Annotated in this window: 12 protein-coding genes; 11 read left to right on the forward strand and 1 reads right to left on the reverse strand. The window is 66.0% G+C overall.

Features of this window, described 5'->3' with window-relative positions:
* Window positions 1-17 precede the first annotated feature (17 nt).
* On the reverse strand, window positions 18-2,561 hold the full coding sequence (locus tag AC6CHP_RS05125; RefSeq protein WP_498228400.1) for a DEAD/DEAH box helicase: 2,544 nt from the start codon (window positions 2,559-2,561) through the stop codon (window positions 18-20).
* Window positions 2,562-2,658: 97 nt separating this feature from the next.
* Here AC6CHP_RS05125 and AC6CHP_RS05130 point away from each other — a divergent pair, with 97 nt between their 5' ends.
* From AC6CHP_RS05130 to whiA, 11 genes are all read left to right on the forward strand, one after another.
* The gene (locus AC6CHP_RS05130) at window positions 2,659-3,438 is read left to right on the forward strand and encodes a trans-aconitate 2-methyltransferase (protein WP_498228401.1); all 780 of its coding nucleotides are present in this window, start codon (window positions 2,659-2,661) and stop codon (window positions 3,436-3,438) included.
* Between the two features lie 164 nt (window positions 3,439-3,602).
* Window positions 3,603-5,348: an ABC transporter ATP-binding protein gene (locus AC6CHP_RS05135; RefSeq protein ID WP_498228828.1), complete on the forward strand. Its 1,746-nt coding sequence runs from the start codon at window positions 3,603-3,605 to the stop codon at window positions 5,346-5,348.
* On the forward strand, window positions 5,345-7,156 hold the full coding sequence (locus tag AC6CHP_RS05140) for an ABC transporter ATP-binding protein (protein ID WP_498228402.1): 1,812 nt from the start codon (window positions 5,345-5,347) through the stop codon (window positions 7,154-7,156). The genes AC6CHP_RS05135 and AC6CHP_RS05140 overlap by 4 nt, the downstream gene beginning before the upstream one ends.
* The gene (locus AC6CHP_RS05145) at window positions 7,153-7,533 is read left to right on the forward strand and encodes a GntR family transcriptional regulator (protein ID WP_498228403.1); all 381 of its coding nucleotides are present in this window, start codon (window positions 7,153-7,155) and stop codon (window positions 7,531-7,533) included. Before AC6CHP_RS05140 ends, AC6CHP_RS05145 begins: the two co-directional genes overlap by 4 nt.
* Before the next feature lie 47 nt (window positions 7,534-7,580).
* The gene (gene uvrA / locus AC6CHP_RS05150) at window positions 7,581-10,505 is read left to right on the forward strand and encodes an excinuclease ABC subunit UvrA (protein ID WP_427117159.1); all 2,925 of its coding nucleotides are present in this window, start codon (window positions 7,581-7,583) and stop codon (window positions 10,503-10,505) included.
* Window positions 10,506-10,574: 69 nt separating this feature from the next.
* Window positions 10,575-11,291, forward strand: coding sequence for an HAD hydrolase-like protein (locus tag AC6CHP_RS05155; protein ID WP_188729815.1), 717 nt, complete (start codon window positions 10,575-10,577; stop codon window positions 11,289-11,291).
* A complete protein-coding gene (locus AC6CHP_RS05160; RefSeq protein ID WP_188729813.1) occupies window positions 11,278-11,946 on the forward strand; it encodes a lysophospholipid acyltransferase family protein in 669 nt (222 codons plus the stop codon). Before AC6CHP_RS05155 ends, AC6CHP_RS05160 begins: the two co-directional genes overlap by 14 nt.
* 30 nt (window positions 11,947-11,976) lie before the next feature.
* Window positions 11,977-13,998, forward strand: coding sequence for an excinuclease ABC subunit UvrC (gene uvrC / locus AC6CHP_RS05165; protein ID WP_498228405.1), 2,022 nt, complete (start codon window positions 11,977-11,979; stop codon window positions 13,996-13,998).
* A 90-nt stretch (window positions 13,999-14,088) separates the two neighbouring features.
* On the forward strand, window positions 14,089-15,012 hold the full coding sequence (gene rapZ, locus AC6CHP_RS05170; RefSeq protein ID WP_104187314.1) for an RNase adapter RapZ: 924 nt from the start codon (window positions 14,089-14,091) through the stop codon (window positions 15,010-15,012).
* Window positions 15,012-16,028, forward strand: coding sequence for a gluconeogenesis factor YvcK family protein (locus AC6CHP_RS05175; protein ID WP_104187311.1), 1,017 nt, complete (start codon window positions 15,012-15,014; stop codon window positions 16,026-16,028). The genes rapZ and AC6CHP_RS05175 overlap by 1 nt, the downstream gene beginning before the upstream one ends.
* Window positions 16,029-16,037: 9 nt before the next feature.
* Entirely contained in the window at window positions 16,038-17,018 is a 981-nt protein-coding gene (gene whiA / locus AC6CHP_RS05180) for a DNA-binding protein WhiA (protein ID WP_015937022.1), read from the forward strand.
* The last annotated feature ends 3 nt before the right edge of the window (window positions 17,019-17,021 follow it).

The following is a 17,021-nucleotide window of genomic DNA, read 5'->3' on the forward strand; positions in this document are numbered from 1 at the left end:
CGCTGGCGTGTGACCGCTCAGAGCCGGTTGACGTCCGTCACCTTGATCACGGCGGTGCCCGTCTCGTCGGAGGCGGCCAGGTCAACCTCGGCGGAAATTCCCCAGTCGTGATTGCCGGCCGGATCCTCGAAGATCTGCCGGACCTTCCACTGGTCACGTTCCTCGGTGATGATGAGCAGTGCCGGTCCGCGGGCATCAGGGCCGGTTCCGATGTCATCGTGTTCATCGAAGTAGTCGTCCAGGGCGTCTTCCCAGCGCTCGGCGTTCCAGCCTGCGGCGCCGTCGAGTTCGCCCAGCGCTGCCGCGTCCTCGTCAGCAAAGAGTTCCACGCGGCGGAACATCTCGTTGCGGACCATCACCCTGAAGGCGCGGATGTTGGACGTGAGCGACGGCGGGGGAGGCGGGGGAGCGTCATGCGGTGTGGGTGCCAGGCCGGACGCAAGTTCCTCCCATTCGTCCAGGAGGCTGGAGTCCACCTGCCGGACCAGTTCGCCGAGCCACGCGACGAGGTCCTCCAGGTCATCGCGGAGCATGTCCTGCGGCACAGTCTGGCGGAGGGCCTTGAAGGCGTCCGCGAGGTACCGCAGGACGATGCCCTCCGAACGGGCCAGTCCGTAGAACTGCACGAACTCGCCGAAGTTCATGGCGCGCTCGTACATGTCCCGGACCACGGACTTGGGCGCCAGCTCGAAGTCGCCCACCCAGGGCGCGGCCTTCCGGTACACCTCGAAGGCTTCGCCCAGGATTTCCGCCAGGGGCTGGGGGTAGGTGACGCTGTCCAGCATGGCCATCCGCTGGTCGTAGTCGATGCCGTCCGCCTTCATGGCCGCCACCGCTTCGCCGCGGGCCTTCTTCTGCTGGGCGGAGAGGATCTGGCGCGGTTTCTCCAGGGTCGCCTCGATCACGGACACCACGTCCAGTGCGTACGACGGCGACTCCGGATCCAGCAGTTCCAGTGCGGCGAGTGCGAAGGGGGACAGCGGCTGGTTCAGTGCGAAATTCGGCTGGAGGTGCACAGTCAGCCGGACCGTGCGGCCGTCCGCTCCCTGCTCGTCGGCGGGGATCCGCTCCACGACTTCCGCCGCGAGCAACTCCCGGTAAATGCCCAGCGCCTTCTTCATGAGCTGCAGCTGGGAGGACCTGGACTCGTGGTTTTCGGTCAGCAGGCGGCGGGCAGCGGCAAACGGGTCGCCGGGCCGCTCCATCAGGTTCATCAGCATTGCGTGGGTCACGGTGAAACTCGATGTCAACGGGTCCGGTGCCGATTCGACGAGCCGTTTGAACGTTGGTTCGCCCCAGCTCACCAAGCCCTCCGGCGGCTTCTTCTTGACCACCTGGCGGAGCTTCTTTTGGTCGTCACCGAACTTGGCGACGGCCTTGGCCATGGCTTTCACATTTTCGGTCACGTGCTCGGGCGCCTGGACCACCACGGTCCCTGCGGTGTCGTAACCTGCCCGGCCGGCCCTGCCCGCAATCTGGTGGAACTCACGGGAGTTAAGCAGGCGGGTGCGGACGCCGTCGTACTTGCTCAGGGCGGTCAGCAGGACGGTGCGGATGGGCACGTTAATGCCCACCCCCAGCGTGTCAGTGCCGCAAATGACCTTCAAAAGCCCCGCCTGGGCGAGCTGTTCCACCAGACGGCGGTACTTCGGCAACATCCCCGCGTGGTGCACACCGATGCCGTGGCGGACCAGCCGGTTCAGCGTCTTGCCGAAGCCGGCCGCGAACCGGAAGTTCGCAATCAGCTCCGCGATCGCGTCCTTCTCCTCGCGGGTGCAGACGTTGATGCTCATCAGGGTCTGGGCGCGGTCGATCGCTTCGATCTGGCTGAAGTGCACCACATACACCGGCACCTGCTTGGTGGAAAGCAGTTCCTCCAGGGTCTCGTGGACCGGCGTCTCGTGGTAGTAGTAATGCAGCGGAATGGGCCGCTCCGCGGAGCTCACCGTGGTGGTGGGCCGCCCGGTCAGATGCGTCAGGCCTTCCTCGAACCGGCTGACGTCGCCGAGCGTGGCAGACATCAGGAGGAACTGTGCCTGCGGGAGCTCCAGCAGGGGCACCTGCCAGGCCCAGCCGCGCTGCGGGTCGGAGTAGAAGTGGAACTCGTCCATGATGACGGTCCCCAGTTCCGCGGCCGCCCCTTCGCGGAGTGCGGTGTTGGCCAGGATCTCCGCCGTGCAGCAGATGATGGGCGCATCCTGGTTAACGCCGGAATCCCCCGTGATCATCCCCACGTTCTCAGCACCGAAAATGTCGCACAGGGCAAAGAACTTCTCGGAGACCAGCGCCTTGATGGGCGCAGTGTAATAACTGCGGCGGCCCTGGGCCATCGCCTGGAAGTGGGCGGCGATGGCCACCAGGGACTTCCCGGACCCGGTGGGCGTCGCCAATATGACGTTGGCCCCGGTTGCCAGCTCCATGATTGCCTCGTCCTGCGCCGGATACAGGGCCAGTCCCCGGCTTTCTGTCCACTCCACAAACCGGGTGTAGAGGTCATCGGGGTCGACGCCGGCAGGCAGGCTGGGGGCGGAAAGCTGGGTCAGCTGATCAACGAGTTTCATTGATTTCCAGCTTAGTGCCCGGCCGGGCCCGGGATTCCGCCGGGCCCGGGTTAGGCTTCGCCCGTAGACGTGACGGCTTCAAGACGTGGAGATGGACATGGAATGGGATCCGGCGAAATACGTCCAGTTCGGCGATTACCGGGACCGGCCCTTTTTCGACCTGACGGGGAGGGTCCACGCGGACCGTCCGGTACAGGTGGTGGACCTTGGCTGCGGACCGGGAAACCTGACAGCGACGCTGGCGGAGCGCTGGCCTTCCGCGGACGTGGTGGGGGTCGACTCCTCTGCCGAGATGCTGTCCAAAGCGGCGGCGCTGACCGGGGCAGGCGGGGGCCTGCGATTCGAGCAGGCTGACATCGCCGGCTGGAAGCCCTCGACGGAGACTGATGTGGTGGTGAGCAATGCCGCCCTCCAGTGGGTGCCGGGCCACCAGGAGATGATGCGTTCGTGGCTGGATGCCCTCCGGCCAGGCGCCTGGTTCGCCCTGCAGGTTCCCGGGAACTTCAACGCCCCGTCCCACGCACTGATGCGCGGGCTGGCCGCCTCTGCGACGTGGGAGCCACAACTTGGCGGCGTCCTGCGAGGCGGGGAGTCGGTGGGCGAGCCTGCGGACTACTTGCGTATCCTGCTCGACGCCGGGTATGCAGCCGATGCCTGGGAGACCACCTACCAGCAGGTCCTGCCGGGCAGGGACGCTGTCCTGGAGTGGGTCCGCGGCACGGCGCTGCGCCCCGTCCTGGCTGCCCTGTCCGCGCCCGATGCTGCCGAGTTCGAGGCGGAGTACGCAGCGGCGCTCCGGGAGGCCTACCCACAGACCGGGCATGGCACGGTGTATCCCTTCCGCAGGGTTTTTGCCGTGGGCCGCAAGAACCCGTGACCAGGATCCAGCCGTTTGAGTACCTCGACAATGCAGTCACGTGGTGTGACAACAGCAGAAAGTGATCTGGCTTACAATAACGGGGTGGCTGATGGGGGAGAGGCTACCGCCGGCTGCCCCCTCGGCTGACTGACCTGAGTGGAGGTACGTTGCTGATCGGACTAATGAGGCGGCTGCTCGGGGCCCACAAAGCCCCTGTGGTTGCCATCGTTGTTCTCCAGTTGGTCCAGGCGGCCGCCACGCTGATGCTGCCTACGGTCAACGCCGCGATCATCGATGACGGGATCGTGGCCGGGAACAATGCGGTCATCACCCGCCTGGGCGCCGTCATGGCGGCCGTGGCCGTCGTCCAGGCAGCGGCTGCCATAGCGGCAGGGTACCTCGCGGCCGTGGTGGCAATGAGGAGCGGACACCAGCTTCGGGGCGAAATCTTTACCAAAATCCAGTCACTGTCCTCGCAGGAAGTGGCAGCCTTCGGCACCCAGAGCCTTACCACCCGGGCCACCAACGATACCCAGCAGATCCAGGCCTTCTCCGTGCTGGTGTTCACCATGCTGGTAGCGGGACCGGCAATGGGCCTGGGCGGCATCGTCCTTGCCCTCCAGCAGGACGTGGCACTGTCTGCGGTGGTGATCGTCATCGTGCCGGTGCTCCTGCTGATCATGTACCTCATCGTGCGGCGCCTCATTCCCCTCTACCGGGAGGGCCAGGACCTCCTGGACCGCGCTGGGGGCATCCTCCGCGAACAGATCATGGGAGCCAATGTCATCCGTGCCTTCGTCCGCCAGGACCACGAGGTCCGGCGCTTCGCCCGGACCAACAGCAGCCTGACGGCCAACAATCTCCAGTCAGCCCTCCTGGTGGCAGGAATGCTGCCGCTGATCATGCTCGTGGTGAACCTCTCGTCCGTGGCCGTTGTGTGGTTGGGCGGCCACCGGATCCAGGCGGGCCTCATGAACATTGGGGCGCTGGCCGCTTTCATCGCCTATATCCTGCAAATCCTGCTGGCCATCATGATGGCGATGTACGTCCTCATGACGGCGCCGCGGGCGGCAGTCTGCGCGGAGCGTATCGGAGCGGTCCTCACCACTGAACCTTCGGTACGCGATCCGCAGGACACCGGAGCCGGGCTACGGACGGCGGGCAGCGGCTTCCTGCAGGACGCCCGAGGGGTTGTGAAGTTCAATCGGGTGGGTTTTTCCTATCCCGGCGCGGAAGAGCCAGTCCTGGCGGAGATCACCTTCACTGCCGGGCCGGGAACCACCACGGCCATCGTGGGCTCTACAGGCAGTGGTAAGTCCACGCTGCTCAACCTGATTCCCCGGTTCCTCGATTCCACGGCAGGAACCATCAGCCTGGATGGTGTGGACATCAAGGACCTGCCGCTGGACACGCTGCGCGCAGCCATGTCGATAGTTCCCCAGCACTCCCATCTGTTTTCGGGCACCATTGCCGACAACCTCCGGATGGCCGCGCCGAATGCCACGGATGAAGAGTTATGGGACGCCCTCGAGGCGGCACAGACCATGCGGTTCATGCGTGAGCTGCCGCTGGGGCTTGCCACGCCCGTGGGCCAGGGCGGAACGAATCTTTCCGGCGGCCAGCGCCAGCGGCTGTGCATCACGCGGGCCCTTCTCCGCAAGAGTCCGCTTTACCTGTTCGACGACAGCTTCTCGGCCCTCGACTACGACACCGATACCAGGCTGCGGCAGGCGCTGGCAGCCCGGCTCGCTGGCGCCACGGTCATTGTGGTGGCGGAACGGATCTCCGCCGTCGAGAACGCGGACCTTATTTTGGTCCTCGACGGCGGTCAGCTGGTGGCGCAGGGTACGCACCTGGAGCTGCTGGAAGGTTCGTCAACCTACCGGGAGATTGCAGACTCGCAGCTGGCACTGGACGGACCGGCATGACGCCGCCGGCTGCAGCTCCCGGAGCGGCTGAAAAGTTCTGGCCTACGGCCAGACGGCTCCTGGGCCGGCTGCGGCCGTTCAGGCGTTTCATGCTCGGCGCCGTGGCGGCCACGTGCGCCTTCGCGGGACTCAACGTGGCGGCGCCGAAATACCTGGGCGACGCCACGGACGTGGTGGTGGAAGGGGTGTTCCAGGGAGCTTTGGACCACGGGCGGCTTGGCTTCCTGCTGGCCGGCGTTTCCCTGATGTATGTCCTTGCTTCACTGTTCAACTGGATCCAGGGCGCGCTGACGGCCCGTTCCGTCCAGGGGCTCATGTACGGCCTGCGGGCTGCTCTGGAGGACAAGCTGCACCGGCTGCCGTCCGCCTATTTCCGGGAACGGTCCCGGGGCGACGTCCTGAGCCGTGCGACGAACGACATCGACAATATTGCCCAGGCCATGAACCAGCTCCTGACGCAGCTGATCATGTCCGTCCTGATGCTGTGCGGGTCCCTGGCCATGATGCTCTGGATCTCGCCCCTGCTCGCAGCGATCGCCATTGCCACCGTGCCGCTGTCCACCCTGATCACCGTTCTCGTGGCCCGCCGTTCGCAGGCACACTTCGCAGGGCAGTGGACGGAGACCGGCGAGCTCAATGCGCACGTCGAGGAGTTTGTCTCAGGACACGAGGTCATCAAGGCCTTTGGGCACCAGGCCCAGGCCGCAGAGACCTTCGGCCGGAGCAATGACAGGCTTGCGCGCGCAGCCACGAAAGCCCAGTACTCGGCCGGTATGGTGCAGCCACTGATGGTGCTGATCTCCAACCTCAACTACATCGCCGTGGCCGTGGTGGGTGCCCTCCAGGTCATCGCCGGCGCCATGACTATCGGCGGGATCCAGGCCTTCATCCAGTTCAGCAGGCTCTTTACCCAGCCAGTGGGACAGATCGGCGGCCTGCTGAACCTTATCCAGTCCTGCGTGGCCTCCGCGGCGCGCGTTTTTGCCCTCCTTGATACGGAGGAGGATCCTCCGGATCCCGAGGAGGCCAAAGCGGTACCGCCTGGCGGACGCATCGAGTTCAATGACGTCACCTTCGGCTATCCGGAATCTGCCCCGGCAGTACACAACCTCTCCTTTTCCGTGGAGCCCGGCCAGACGGTGGCCATCGTGGGGCACACGGGAGCGGGGAAGACCACCGTGGTGAACCTCCTGATGCGGTTCTACGAGCCCGGCTCCGGCCGGATAACCATGGGCGGGACGGACATTGCCGCCATGTCCCGGGACCGGCTCCGGGAGCAGTTCGGGGTAGTGCTGCAGGATGCGTGGCTCTTCGCGGGCACCATCCGGGAAAACATTGCCTACGGACGGCCGGGGGCTACGGAAAGCTGCATTACCGCGGCGGCGGAGGCCAGTTACGTGGACAGGTTCGTCAGGGCGCTGCCCTGCGGTTACGGCACAGTCCTGGAAAACGGTGGTGAGCCCCTGAGCCAGGGCCAGCGGCAACTGCTGACCATTGCCCGCGCCCAACTGGCGGGCAGGGCGGTCCTGATCCTGGACGAAGCCACCAGTTCTGTTGACTCCAGGACCGAGCTCCTGATCCGCCAGGCCATGCAGCGCCTGCGGCAGGGCAGGACCAGCTTCGTCATAGCCCACCGTTTGTCCACGATCCGCAACGCTGATCTAATTCTGGTCATGGACCATGGACGCATCGTTGAACAGGGCACGCACCACAGCCTCCTGGCTGCCAACAGCTACTATGCCCGGCTTCACAACGCCCAGTTCTCCGCGGGCCCGGGCCGGACTGACGCACTCGAGGCTGGCATTTGACGCCGGCAGCAGGCTTTCCCGGAACGTGGAGGCCCAACACCGCCAGCACCGTGGCGTTGTTCGAGCAGCTCCGGTTGCACGTCATCCACCTGGCGGACGACGGATCCCTGCCGCCCGGAACCAGGCTGCCCGCGGTCAGGGCGTTGGCCGAGGTCCTTGACGTTGCTCCGCACACGGTGGCCCGGGCCTATAAAGAGCTTGAGGCGGCCGGAGTGGTGGCCACCCGCGGCAGGAACGGTACGGTGGTGTGCGCACGTGATGAACGTCTCGGCGGGCTTTCCGCCGCGGCCGCAACCTACGCAGCTGCAGCCAAGGCGCAGGGCGCCACGTTCGCCGAGGCAGTGAAGCTGCTGGCTGCTGCCTACGATGTTCCCTGAGGGCGGAACCGTGCAAGTTCGAAGAAGTTTTCGATTAGCATTATGGGGTGCCTAAAGCCGTAGCTGAAGAAACCTCCGCCCCCTCCACTGCATTATCTGTCCCCCCTGCGGCTGCCCCGCAGCGCCCGGACCTTTCCCGCCTTGTGGTGAAGGGCGCCCGCGAGCACAACCTCCGCAACGTGGACCTCGATCTGCCCCGGGACGCGATGATCGTCTTCACCGGGCTCTCCGGATCCGGGAAGTCCTCCCTTGCCTTCGACACCATTTTCGCGGAGGGCCAGCGGCGCTACGTCGAATCGCTGTCCGCCTACGCCCGCCAGTTCCTGGGCCAGGTGGACAAGCCCGACGTCGACTTCATCGAAGGTTTGTCGCCGGCAGTCTCCATCGACCAGAAGTCCACCAGCAAGAACCCCCGCTCCACGGTGGGCACCATCACCGAAATTTACGACTACATGCGCCTGCTCTGGGCCCGTGTAGGCCGTCCGCACTGTCCTGTGTGCGGCGAGCCCGTGGCCAAGCAGACGCCCCAGCAGATCGTGGACCAGCTGCTGGAGCTTGACGAGGGCACGCGCTTCCAGGTGCTTGCTCCCGTGGTGCGCGGACGCAAGGGCGAGTTTGTCGATCTTTTCAAGGAACTGACCGCCAAGGGCTACTCACGCGCACGGGTGGACGGAAACCTGGTGCAGCTGAGCGATCCGCCCAAGCTGGGCAAGCAGTTCAAGCACACCATCGAGGTGGTGGTGGACCGCCTGGTGGTCAAGGAAGGCATCAGCCAGCGGCTCACGGACTCCATCGAGACGGCCCTGGGCCTGGCCGAGGGCCGCGTCCTGGCAGAGTTCGTGGACCTTGAGGCGGACGATCCCGGCCGGCTGCGCGCTTTCTCGGAAAACCTGGCCTGCCCCAACGAACACCCCCTTGCCATCGACGAGATCGAGCCGCGCTCCTTCTCGTTCAACAACCCCTTCGGCGCCTGCGCGGCCTGCAGCGGCATCGGCACAAAGCTGGAAGTGGACGAGGAACTGATCGTTCCCAACCCGGAACTCTCCCTGGGCGAGGGCGCCATTGCACCGTGGTCGCTGGGCACGGCCACCACGGAATACTGGAACAGGCTGCTTGAGGGCCTGGCCAAGGAGCTCGGCTTCTCCATGGACACCCCGTGGGAGAAACTGGGCAAGGACGTGCGCCAGACTGTCCTGCACGGCAAGGACCACAAAGTGGTGGTGCAGTACCGGAACCGGTTTGGCCGGGAACGCAAGTACAGCACCGGTTTCGAAGGCGCCATCCAGTACGTCCACCGCAAGCACGGCGAGACGGACTCGGACTGGGCCCGCGACCGCTACGAAGAGTACATGCGGCAGGTTCCCTGCCCTGCCTGCAACGGTGCCCGCCTCAACCCGGCATCGTTGTCCGTGCTGATCAACGGCAAGTCGATTGCCGATGTCGCCGCCCTTCCCATGCGCGACTGCGCCGACTTCCTGAACAACCTGGTGCTGACCGGGCGCGAAGCGCAGATCGCCCACCAGGTGCTCAAGGAGATCCAGGCGCGCCTGACGTTCCTCCTGGACGTTGGCCTTGAATACCTGAACCTGGAACGTCCGTCCGCGACGCTTTCCGGCGGGGAGGCGCAGCGCATCCGCCTGGCCACCCAGATCGGTTCCGGCCTGGTGGGAGTCCTCTATGTGCTGGACGAGCCGTCCATCGGCCTGCACCAGCGCGACAACCGGCGGCTGATTGACACCCTCACCAGGCTGCGGGACATGGGCAACACGCTCATCGTTGTTGAACACGACGAGGACACCATCCATGTTGCGGACTGGATTGTGGACATCGGACCCGGTGCGGGGGAGCACGGCGGCCAGGTGGTCCACTCCGGCTCCTACAAGGAACTGCTGGAGAATACTGCGTCACTGACCGGCGACTACCTGTCCGGGCGCAAGAAGATCGAAGTCCCCAAGAAGCGCCGCAAGTATGACAAGAAGCGCGAGCTGAAGGTTGTGGGTGCGCGCGAGAACAACCTCGTGAACGTGGACGCAGCCTTCCCGCTGGGCCTCTTCACTGCTGTTACCGGGGTGAGCGGCTCGGGCAAGTCCACCCTGGTTAACGAGATCCTGTACAAGGTCCTGGCCAACAAGCTCAACGGCGCCAAGCAGGTGGCCGGGCGGCACAAGACTGTCCAGGGCCTGGAACACCTGGACAAGGTTGTCCACGTGGACCAGAGCCCCATCGGCCGCACCCCGCGCTCCAACCCCGCCACGTACACGGGCGTCTTCGACAACATCCGGAAACTCTTTGCCGAAACCACCGAAGCCAAGGTGCGCGGCTACCTCCCGGGCAGGTTCTCGTTCAACGTCAAGGGCGGCCGCTGCGAGGCCTGCTCCGGTGACGGCACCCTGAAGATCGAGATGAACTTCCTGCCGGACGTCTACGTCCCGTGCGAGGTATGCCACGGTGCGCGCTACAACCGGGAAACCCTTGAGGTGCATTACAAGGGCAAGACCATCGCGGACGTCCTGAACATGCCCATTGAGGAGGGGGCGGAGTTCTTCGCTGCCTTCTCGCCCATTGCCCGGCACCTCAACACGCTGGTGGACGTGGGGCTGGGCTATGTCCGGCTGGGCCAGCCCGCCACCACGCTGTCCGGTGGCGAGGCCCAGCGCGTCAAGCTGGCCGCGGAGCTGCAGAAGCGCTCCAACGGACGGAGTGTATACGTCCTGGACGAGCCCACCACCGGGCTCCACTTCGAGGACATCCGCAAGCTGCTGATGGTCCTGCAGGGGCTGGTGGACAAGGGCAACACCGTGATCACCATCGAACACAACCTGGACGTCATCAAGAGCGCGGACTGGATCGTGGACCTCGGACCTGACGGCGGCTCCGGCGGTGGCCAGGTGGTTGCGTCGGGAACACCTGAGCAGCTTGCCAAGTCCACCGCCAGCCACACTGCTGCATTCCTGGCTGAAATCCTGGAGTAGGACCGCACAAGTATTCCGTTCCGCGTATGCGAGTTTCAGGCATGAGTGCTGACATGAGAAACTAACCCGGTGACTCAAACAACAGTGCCCGTGATCTTTGACCTGGACGGCACTCTTGTCGATCCGGCCGGTGGGATAACAGACGGAATTGCCTCGGCACTGCGTGCCGTGGGGCTGCCGGTTCCAGGCCAGGACCTGCTCCACTCGATGATCGGGCCGAAGCTCAGTGATGCCCTGCTGAACGTGGCACAGGTGCCGGCGGACCTGCTGGATGAAGTCATCCGCCTCTACCGCGAGTACTACGTTGCCACCGGGATCGCGCAGAGCCGGATTTACCCGGGCGTCCGCGAAGTCCTGGAGTCCTTTGCCGCAGCAGGGCTGCCGGTGGCTGTTGCCACCCAGAAACCGCAGCGCCTGGCCCGCACGGTACTGGAGCATCACGGCGTGGACGGGCTTTTCCACGGCATCCACGGTTCCGCGGATGACGAGAGCGCCGTGCAGGGGATTCCGCTGGGCAAAACCGAAATCATCGCCGCCGCACTCAAGGACCTGGACACGCAGCATGCGGTGATGGTGGGGGACCGGGCCCAGGACGTTTCCGGTGCCATCGCCAACGGCCTGGACTGCATCGGGGTGTCATGGGGATTCGCCCCGGACGGCGAACTGGAAGAGGCAGGTGCCGTGGCGATCGTGGACACCGCGGAAGGCCTTGAGGAGCTGATCGGACGGATGCAGGCTGTCCACGCGGCCGCCATGAGCGGGGTGACCAACGATGGCAATGTTTGATGCCGTACGCTGGACCACCCGCAGCCTGATCTCAGGCACCTGCCGGCCCACCGTCGTCGGACTTGAAAACGTCCCAACCGACGGGCCGTTCATCGTGGCCCCCAACCACCTCTCATTCTTCGACAGCGTCATTGTCCAGGCATTGATGCCGCGTCCCGTCGCTTTCTTCGCGAAAGCCGAATACTTCACCACCGGGGGCGTCAAGGGCAGGGTCATGAAGGCCTTCTTCGAATCCGTCGGTTCCATCCCCGTGGAACGGGGCGAGCAGGCAGCCAGCGTGCAGGCGCTCAAGACGCTGCTGGACATCCTGGAATCCGGGAAAGGCATCGGCATCTACCCGGAAGGCACTCGCTCCCGGGACGGCATCCTCTACCGCGGCCGCACCGGCGTGGGCTGGCTTGCCCTGACCACCGGCGCGCCGGTCATCCCTGTTGGCCTGATCGGAACCGAGAACCTCCAGCGCGCGGGAGAGAGCGGCGTGCGGCCCCAGCACTTCACCATGAAGGTGGGGGAGCCGCTGTACTTCGATAAGACCGGCCCCGACCATTCGCTGCCGGCCCGCCGCGAAGTGACGGACCGCATCATGGACGCCATCGCCGAGCTCAGCGGCCAGGAACGGTCCACCAGCTACAACCAGAGCAAGACCGTGGAATAAGTCCTGCCGGCGCCTCAGTAGACTGTATAGGTGGCAAATCCAGCAAGTTACAGGCCGAAGACGGGTGAAATTCCCACCAACCCCGGGGTGTACCGGTTCCGCGACCAGCACGGCCGGGTGATCTACGTGGGGAAGGCGAAAAGCCTGCGCTCCCGCCTGAACTCCTATTTCGCCAACCCCGCCGGGCTGCTGCCCAAGACCTACGCCATGGTCCACGCGGCCAGCAGCGTCGAATGGACTGTGGTGGGCAGCGAGCTAGAGTCGCTGCAGCTGGAGTACACCTGGATCAAGGAATTCAAGCCGCGCTTCAACGTCGTCTTCCGGGACGACAAAACCTACCCCTACCTGGCCGTGACCCTGAACGAGAAGTATCCGCGCGTCCAGGTGATGCGCGGCGACAAACGGAAGGGCACCCGCTACTTCGGCCCCTACACCGCCGGTGCCATCCGCGAAACCATGGACACCCTGCTCCGCGTCTTTCCGGTGCGGAGCTGCAGCGCGGGTGTGTTCAAGCGCGCGGAAGCCAGCGGCCGGCCCTGCCTCCTGGGCTACATCGACAAGTGTTCAGCCCCCTGCGTGGGCCGGATTTCCCCGCCGGACCACCGTGCCCTGGCCGAGGACTTCTGCGCCTTCATGGGCGGGGAAGCCAAGCGCTTCATCGTCAAGCTGGAAAAGCAGATGGCCGAAGCCGTGGCCGAGCTTGACTATGAGCGCGCCGCCCGGGTCCGCGATGACATCACCGCCCTGCGCAAGGTCTTTGAACGCAACGCCGTTGTGCTCGCAGACGAGACCGACGCCGATATCTTCGCGCTGCACGAGGACGAACTCGAAGCCGCCGTCCAGGTGTTCCACGTCCGCGGCGGCCGGATCCGCGGCCAGCGTGGCTGGGTGGTTGAAAAGGTGGAGGATTCCACCACTCCGGACCTTGTGGAGCATCTGCTGCAGCAGGTTTACGGTGAAGATGGCGACAGCCACGGAAGGCTTCCCCGCGAGGTACTCGTGCCCGTCACCCCAAGCAACGCCGACGAGCTGGCGCAATGGCTCAGCGGACTCCGGGGTGCCAAGGTTGATATCCGCGTGCCGCAGCGGGGGGACAAGGCCACATTGCTGTCCACGGTGAGGGAGAACGCCGAACACGCCCTGAAACTGCACAAGACCCGGCGCGCCGGGGACCTGACCGTGAGGTCCCAGGCGCTCCAGGAACTGCAGGAGGCGCTGGACCTTCCAGTCCCGCTCCTGCGGATCGAATGCTTCGACGTCTCGCACGTGCAGGGCACCAACGTGGTGGCCTCCATGGTGGTGGTGGAGGACGGACTGCCTAAGAAATCCGACTACCGGAAGTTCTCGGTCACCGGACCCGCCGCGGCGGACGACACCGCGGCCATGCACGACGTGCTGACGCGCCGGTTCCGCCACTATCTCCAGGACAAGTCGGCGCAGGTGGATGAGGCCGCCCTGGCCGGTGCCGCTGACGGGCAGGACCCGGCCCAGGACCCGGCACAGGGCCAGGACAGCTCCCTGGACACCACCACGCCGGCGCCGCGGGCGAAGTTCGCCTATCCGCCCAACCTGGTGGTGGTGGACGGCGGCAAGCCCCAGGTCAACGCTGCAGCCCGCGCCCTCGCGGACCTGGGCATCGTGGACGTCTACGTGGTGGGCCTGGCCAAGCGCCTGGAGGAAGTATGGCTGCCGGACAGCGACTTCCCGGTGATCCTGCCCAGGACATCGCAGGGGCTGTACCTGCTGCAGCGGATCCGGGACGAGGCCCACCGTTTCGCCATCTCCTTCCACCGGCAAAAGCGGGGGAAAGCGATGACCGTCTCCGCACTGGACGGGGTGCCGGGCCTCGGCGCGTCCAAGCGCAAGGCACTGCTGGCGCACTTCGGCTCGGTCAAGGGCGTCAAGGCAGCCTCGGCCGCGGAGCTGTCGCAGGCGAAAGGCATCGGGCCGGCCCTGGCCACCGCGATCGTCAACCACTTCGCGCCGGACGGTCCCGGAGCGGCACCGGTGCCGGCCATCAATATGACCACCGGCGAAGTGATCGAAACTTAGCGGAGTTCCCTGAAACTTGGCTAGGGTAAAGAACGGGGTTTCCGCCAACGCGGCAGCCTGCGGGACAACAACAGAAACGGGGCGGACTTAATGGCAGACACGACGGCGGAATCCGGAGCCGGGGAGGACGGGCTGCAGCCCGTCAAGCCCCTCGAAGCGGAGCTGCTGGTGGTCACCGGAATGTCCGGAGCCGGGCGGAGCACAGCCGCTGACGCCCTCGAGGACCACGGCTGGTACGTCGTGGAAAACCTCCCGCCGCAGATGCTGGGTACCCTGGCGGAGCTGGTGTCCCACGCCCCGCAGTCCATTCCGCGGCTCGCAGTGGTCATCGACGTCCGCAGCAAGGGCCTGTTCGCGGATATCCGTGCCGCGCTGGGAGCCCTTGCCGCCAGCGGTGTCACCTTCCGCGTGCTCTTCCTCGATGCCAGCGACAACGTCCTGGTCCGAAGGTTCGAACAGGGCCGCCGGCCGCACCCGCTGCAGGGCGGCGGCCGGATCCTGGACGGAATCGCTGCCGAACGTGAGCTGCTGCAGGAACTCCGCGACAGCTCCGACGTCGTGCTGGATACCTCCGGCTACAACGTGCACGGCCTGGCCACCGCCATCACCGAACTGTTCAGCGAAACCGGCCCCGTAGCCCTGCGCCTGAACGTCATGAGCTTCGGGTTCAAGTACGGCCTGCCCGTGGACGCCAACTATGTGGCCGATGTCCGGTTCATCCCCAACCCTCACTGGGTGCCGCAACTGCGCCCACATACCGGCCTGGACAAGGATGTCAGCGATTACGTGCTTGAGGCCGAGGGCGTCAAGAATTTCGTGGACCGCTACGTCATGGCCCTGGAGCCTGTCCTGGACGGTTACCGCCGAGAAAACAAGCACTACGCCACCATCGCGGTGGGCTGCACGGGCGGGAAGCACCGCTCGGTGGCGGTCGCCGTCGAGCTTTCCAAGAAGCTGGCGCAGTACCCAAGGGTCACGGTGACCACCACCCATCGGGATCTGGGCCGGGAGTAATGTCGCTGTTCACCGGCGCCCTGCCTCTGGTCCCGCCCGCGGGGTCCGCAGCGGGCCAGCATGACAAGGGGCCCAACGTTGTTGCCCTGGGCGGCGGCCACGGCCTGTCCGCCTCGCTCTCTGCCCTGCGCCTGCTCACCTCCGACCTGACGGCCGTGGTGACAGTAGCGGACGACGGCGGATCCTCCGGGCGCCTGCGCGAAGAGTACGGCGTCCTTCCGCCCGGCGACCTGCGGATGGCGCTGTCCGCCCTGTGCGACGACACCGACTGGGGACGCACCTGGCGGGACGTCATGCAGCACCGCTTCCGTCCCGGCAGGGGCCCGGGCGGATCCCTGGACGAACATGCCATGGGAAACCTCCTTATTGTGACCCTTTGGGAGCTGTTGGGCGACGCCGTAGCCGGGCTCAGGTGGGCAGGCGCACTGCTGGGGGCACGCGGCCAGGTATTGCCCATGTCCACCGTGCCGCTCACCATCGAGGGGGATGTGCGCGTCAACGCCCCGGACGGCGGCACCGCCCTCCAGACCATCCGGGGACAGGCCCGCTGTGCCGTGGCAGGGTCCCTGGAGCAGGTGCGGCTGCTGCCCGAGGCAGCCCCGGCCTGCGTCGAAGCCCTGACGGCCATCGAGCTCGCGGACTGGGTGATCCTTGGCCCCGGCTCCTGGTACACCTCCGTGCTGCCGCACCTCCTCCTGCCCGAGATGCGCCAGGCACTGTGCCAGACACCGGCCAAGCGCTGCCTGACCATGAACCTGGCCACGGACACGAAGGAAACAACGGGCATGACCGCCGCCGACCACCTGGACGTGCTGCGGCGCTACGCTCCCGGGTTCAGCGTGGACGTGGTCCTTGCTGATCCCGCCTCCGTCCCGGACCGGCAGGAGTTCGAGAAAGCCGCCGCGATGATCGGCGCCGAGGTGGTCTTGGGTAAAGTAGGGGCGTCGGGCCGCCGTCCCGTCCACGACCCCTTGCGTCTGGCGACGGCGTACCAGGACATTTTTGGGAACAGTTAGGAAGGTGCCATGGCACTGACAGCATCGGTCAAAGAAGAACTGTCCCGTCTGGACATCAAAAAGTCATCAGTGCGCAAGGCCGAGGTTTCCGCCATGCTCCGTTTTGCGGGCGGGCTGCACATCATCTCCGGGCGCATCGTCATCGAGGCGGAAGTGGACCTCGCCTCCACGGCGCGCCGCCTGCGGGCCGCGATCGCCGAAGTCTACGGACACCAGAGCGAAATCATCGTGGTCTCCGCCGGGGGACTGCGCCGGGCCAGCCGCTACGTGGTCCGGGTGGTCCGCGACGGCGAGGCGCTGGCACGCCAGACTGGCCTCCTCGACGGCCGCGGCCGTCCCGTGCGCGGGCTGCCGTCCGCCGTCGTCAACGGTTCCGCCGCTGACGCCGAAGCCGTCTGGCGCGGCGCCTTCCTGGCGCACGGTTCGCTGACGGAACCCGGACGTTCCTCCTCCCTTGAGGTCACCTGCCCGGGGCCGGAGTCCGCGCTGGCGCTGGTGGGCGCCGCACGCCGGCTGGATATCCAGGCGAAGGCCCGCGAAGTCCGCGGCGTGGACCGGGTGGTCATCCGCGACGGCGACACCATCGCTGCCCTCCTTACCCGGATGGGTGCCCACGATGCGCTGATGGTGTGGGAAGAACGGCGGATGCGCAAGGAAGTCCGCGCCACCGCCAACCGCCTGGCCAACTTCGACGACGCCAACCTGCGCCGCTCCGCCCAGGCGGCCGTGGCGGCGGGCGCCCGCGTGGACAGGGCCCTTGAGATCCTTGGCGACGACGTTCCGGACCACCTGAAGTACGCCGGCGAACTCCGGGTGGCGCACAAGCAGGCCAGCCTGGATGAGCTGGGACGCCTTGCGGACCCGGTCATGACCAAGGACGCCATTGCCGGCCGGATCCGCCGGCTGCTGGCCATGGCGGACAAGCGCGCCCTCGACCTCGGCATCCCGGGGACCGACGCCAATGTGACGCCTGAAATGCTGGACGAGTGACAG

The organism is Pseudarthrobacter sp. GQ63 (genome assembly GCF_059758765.1).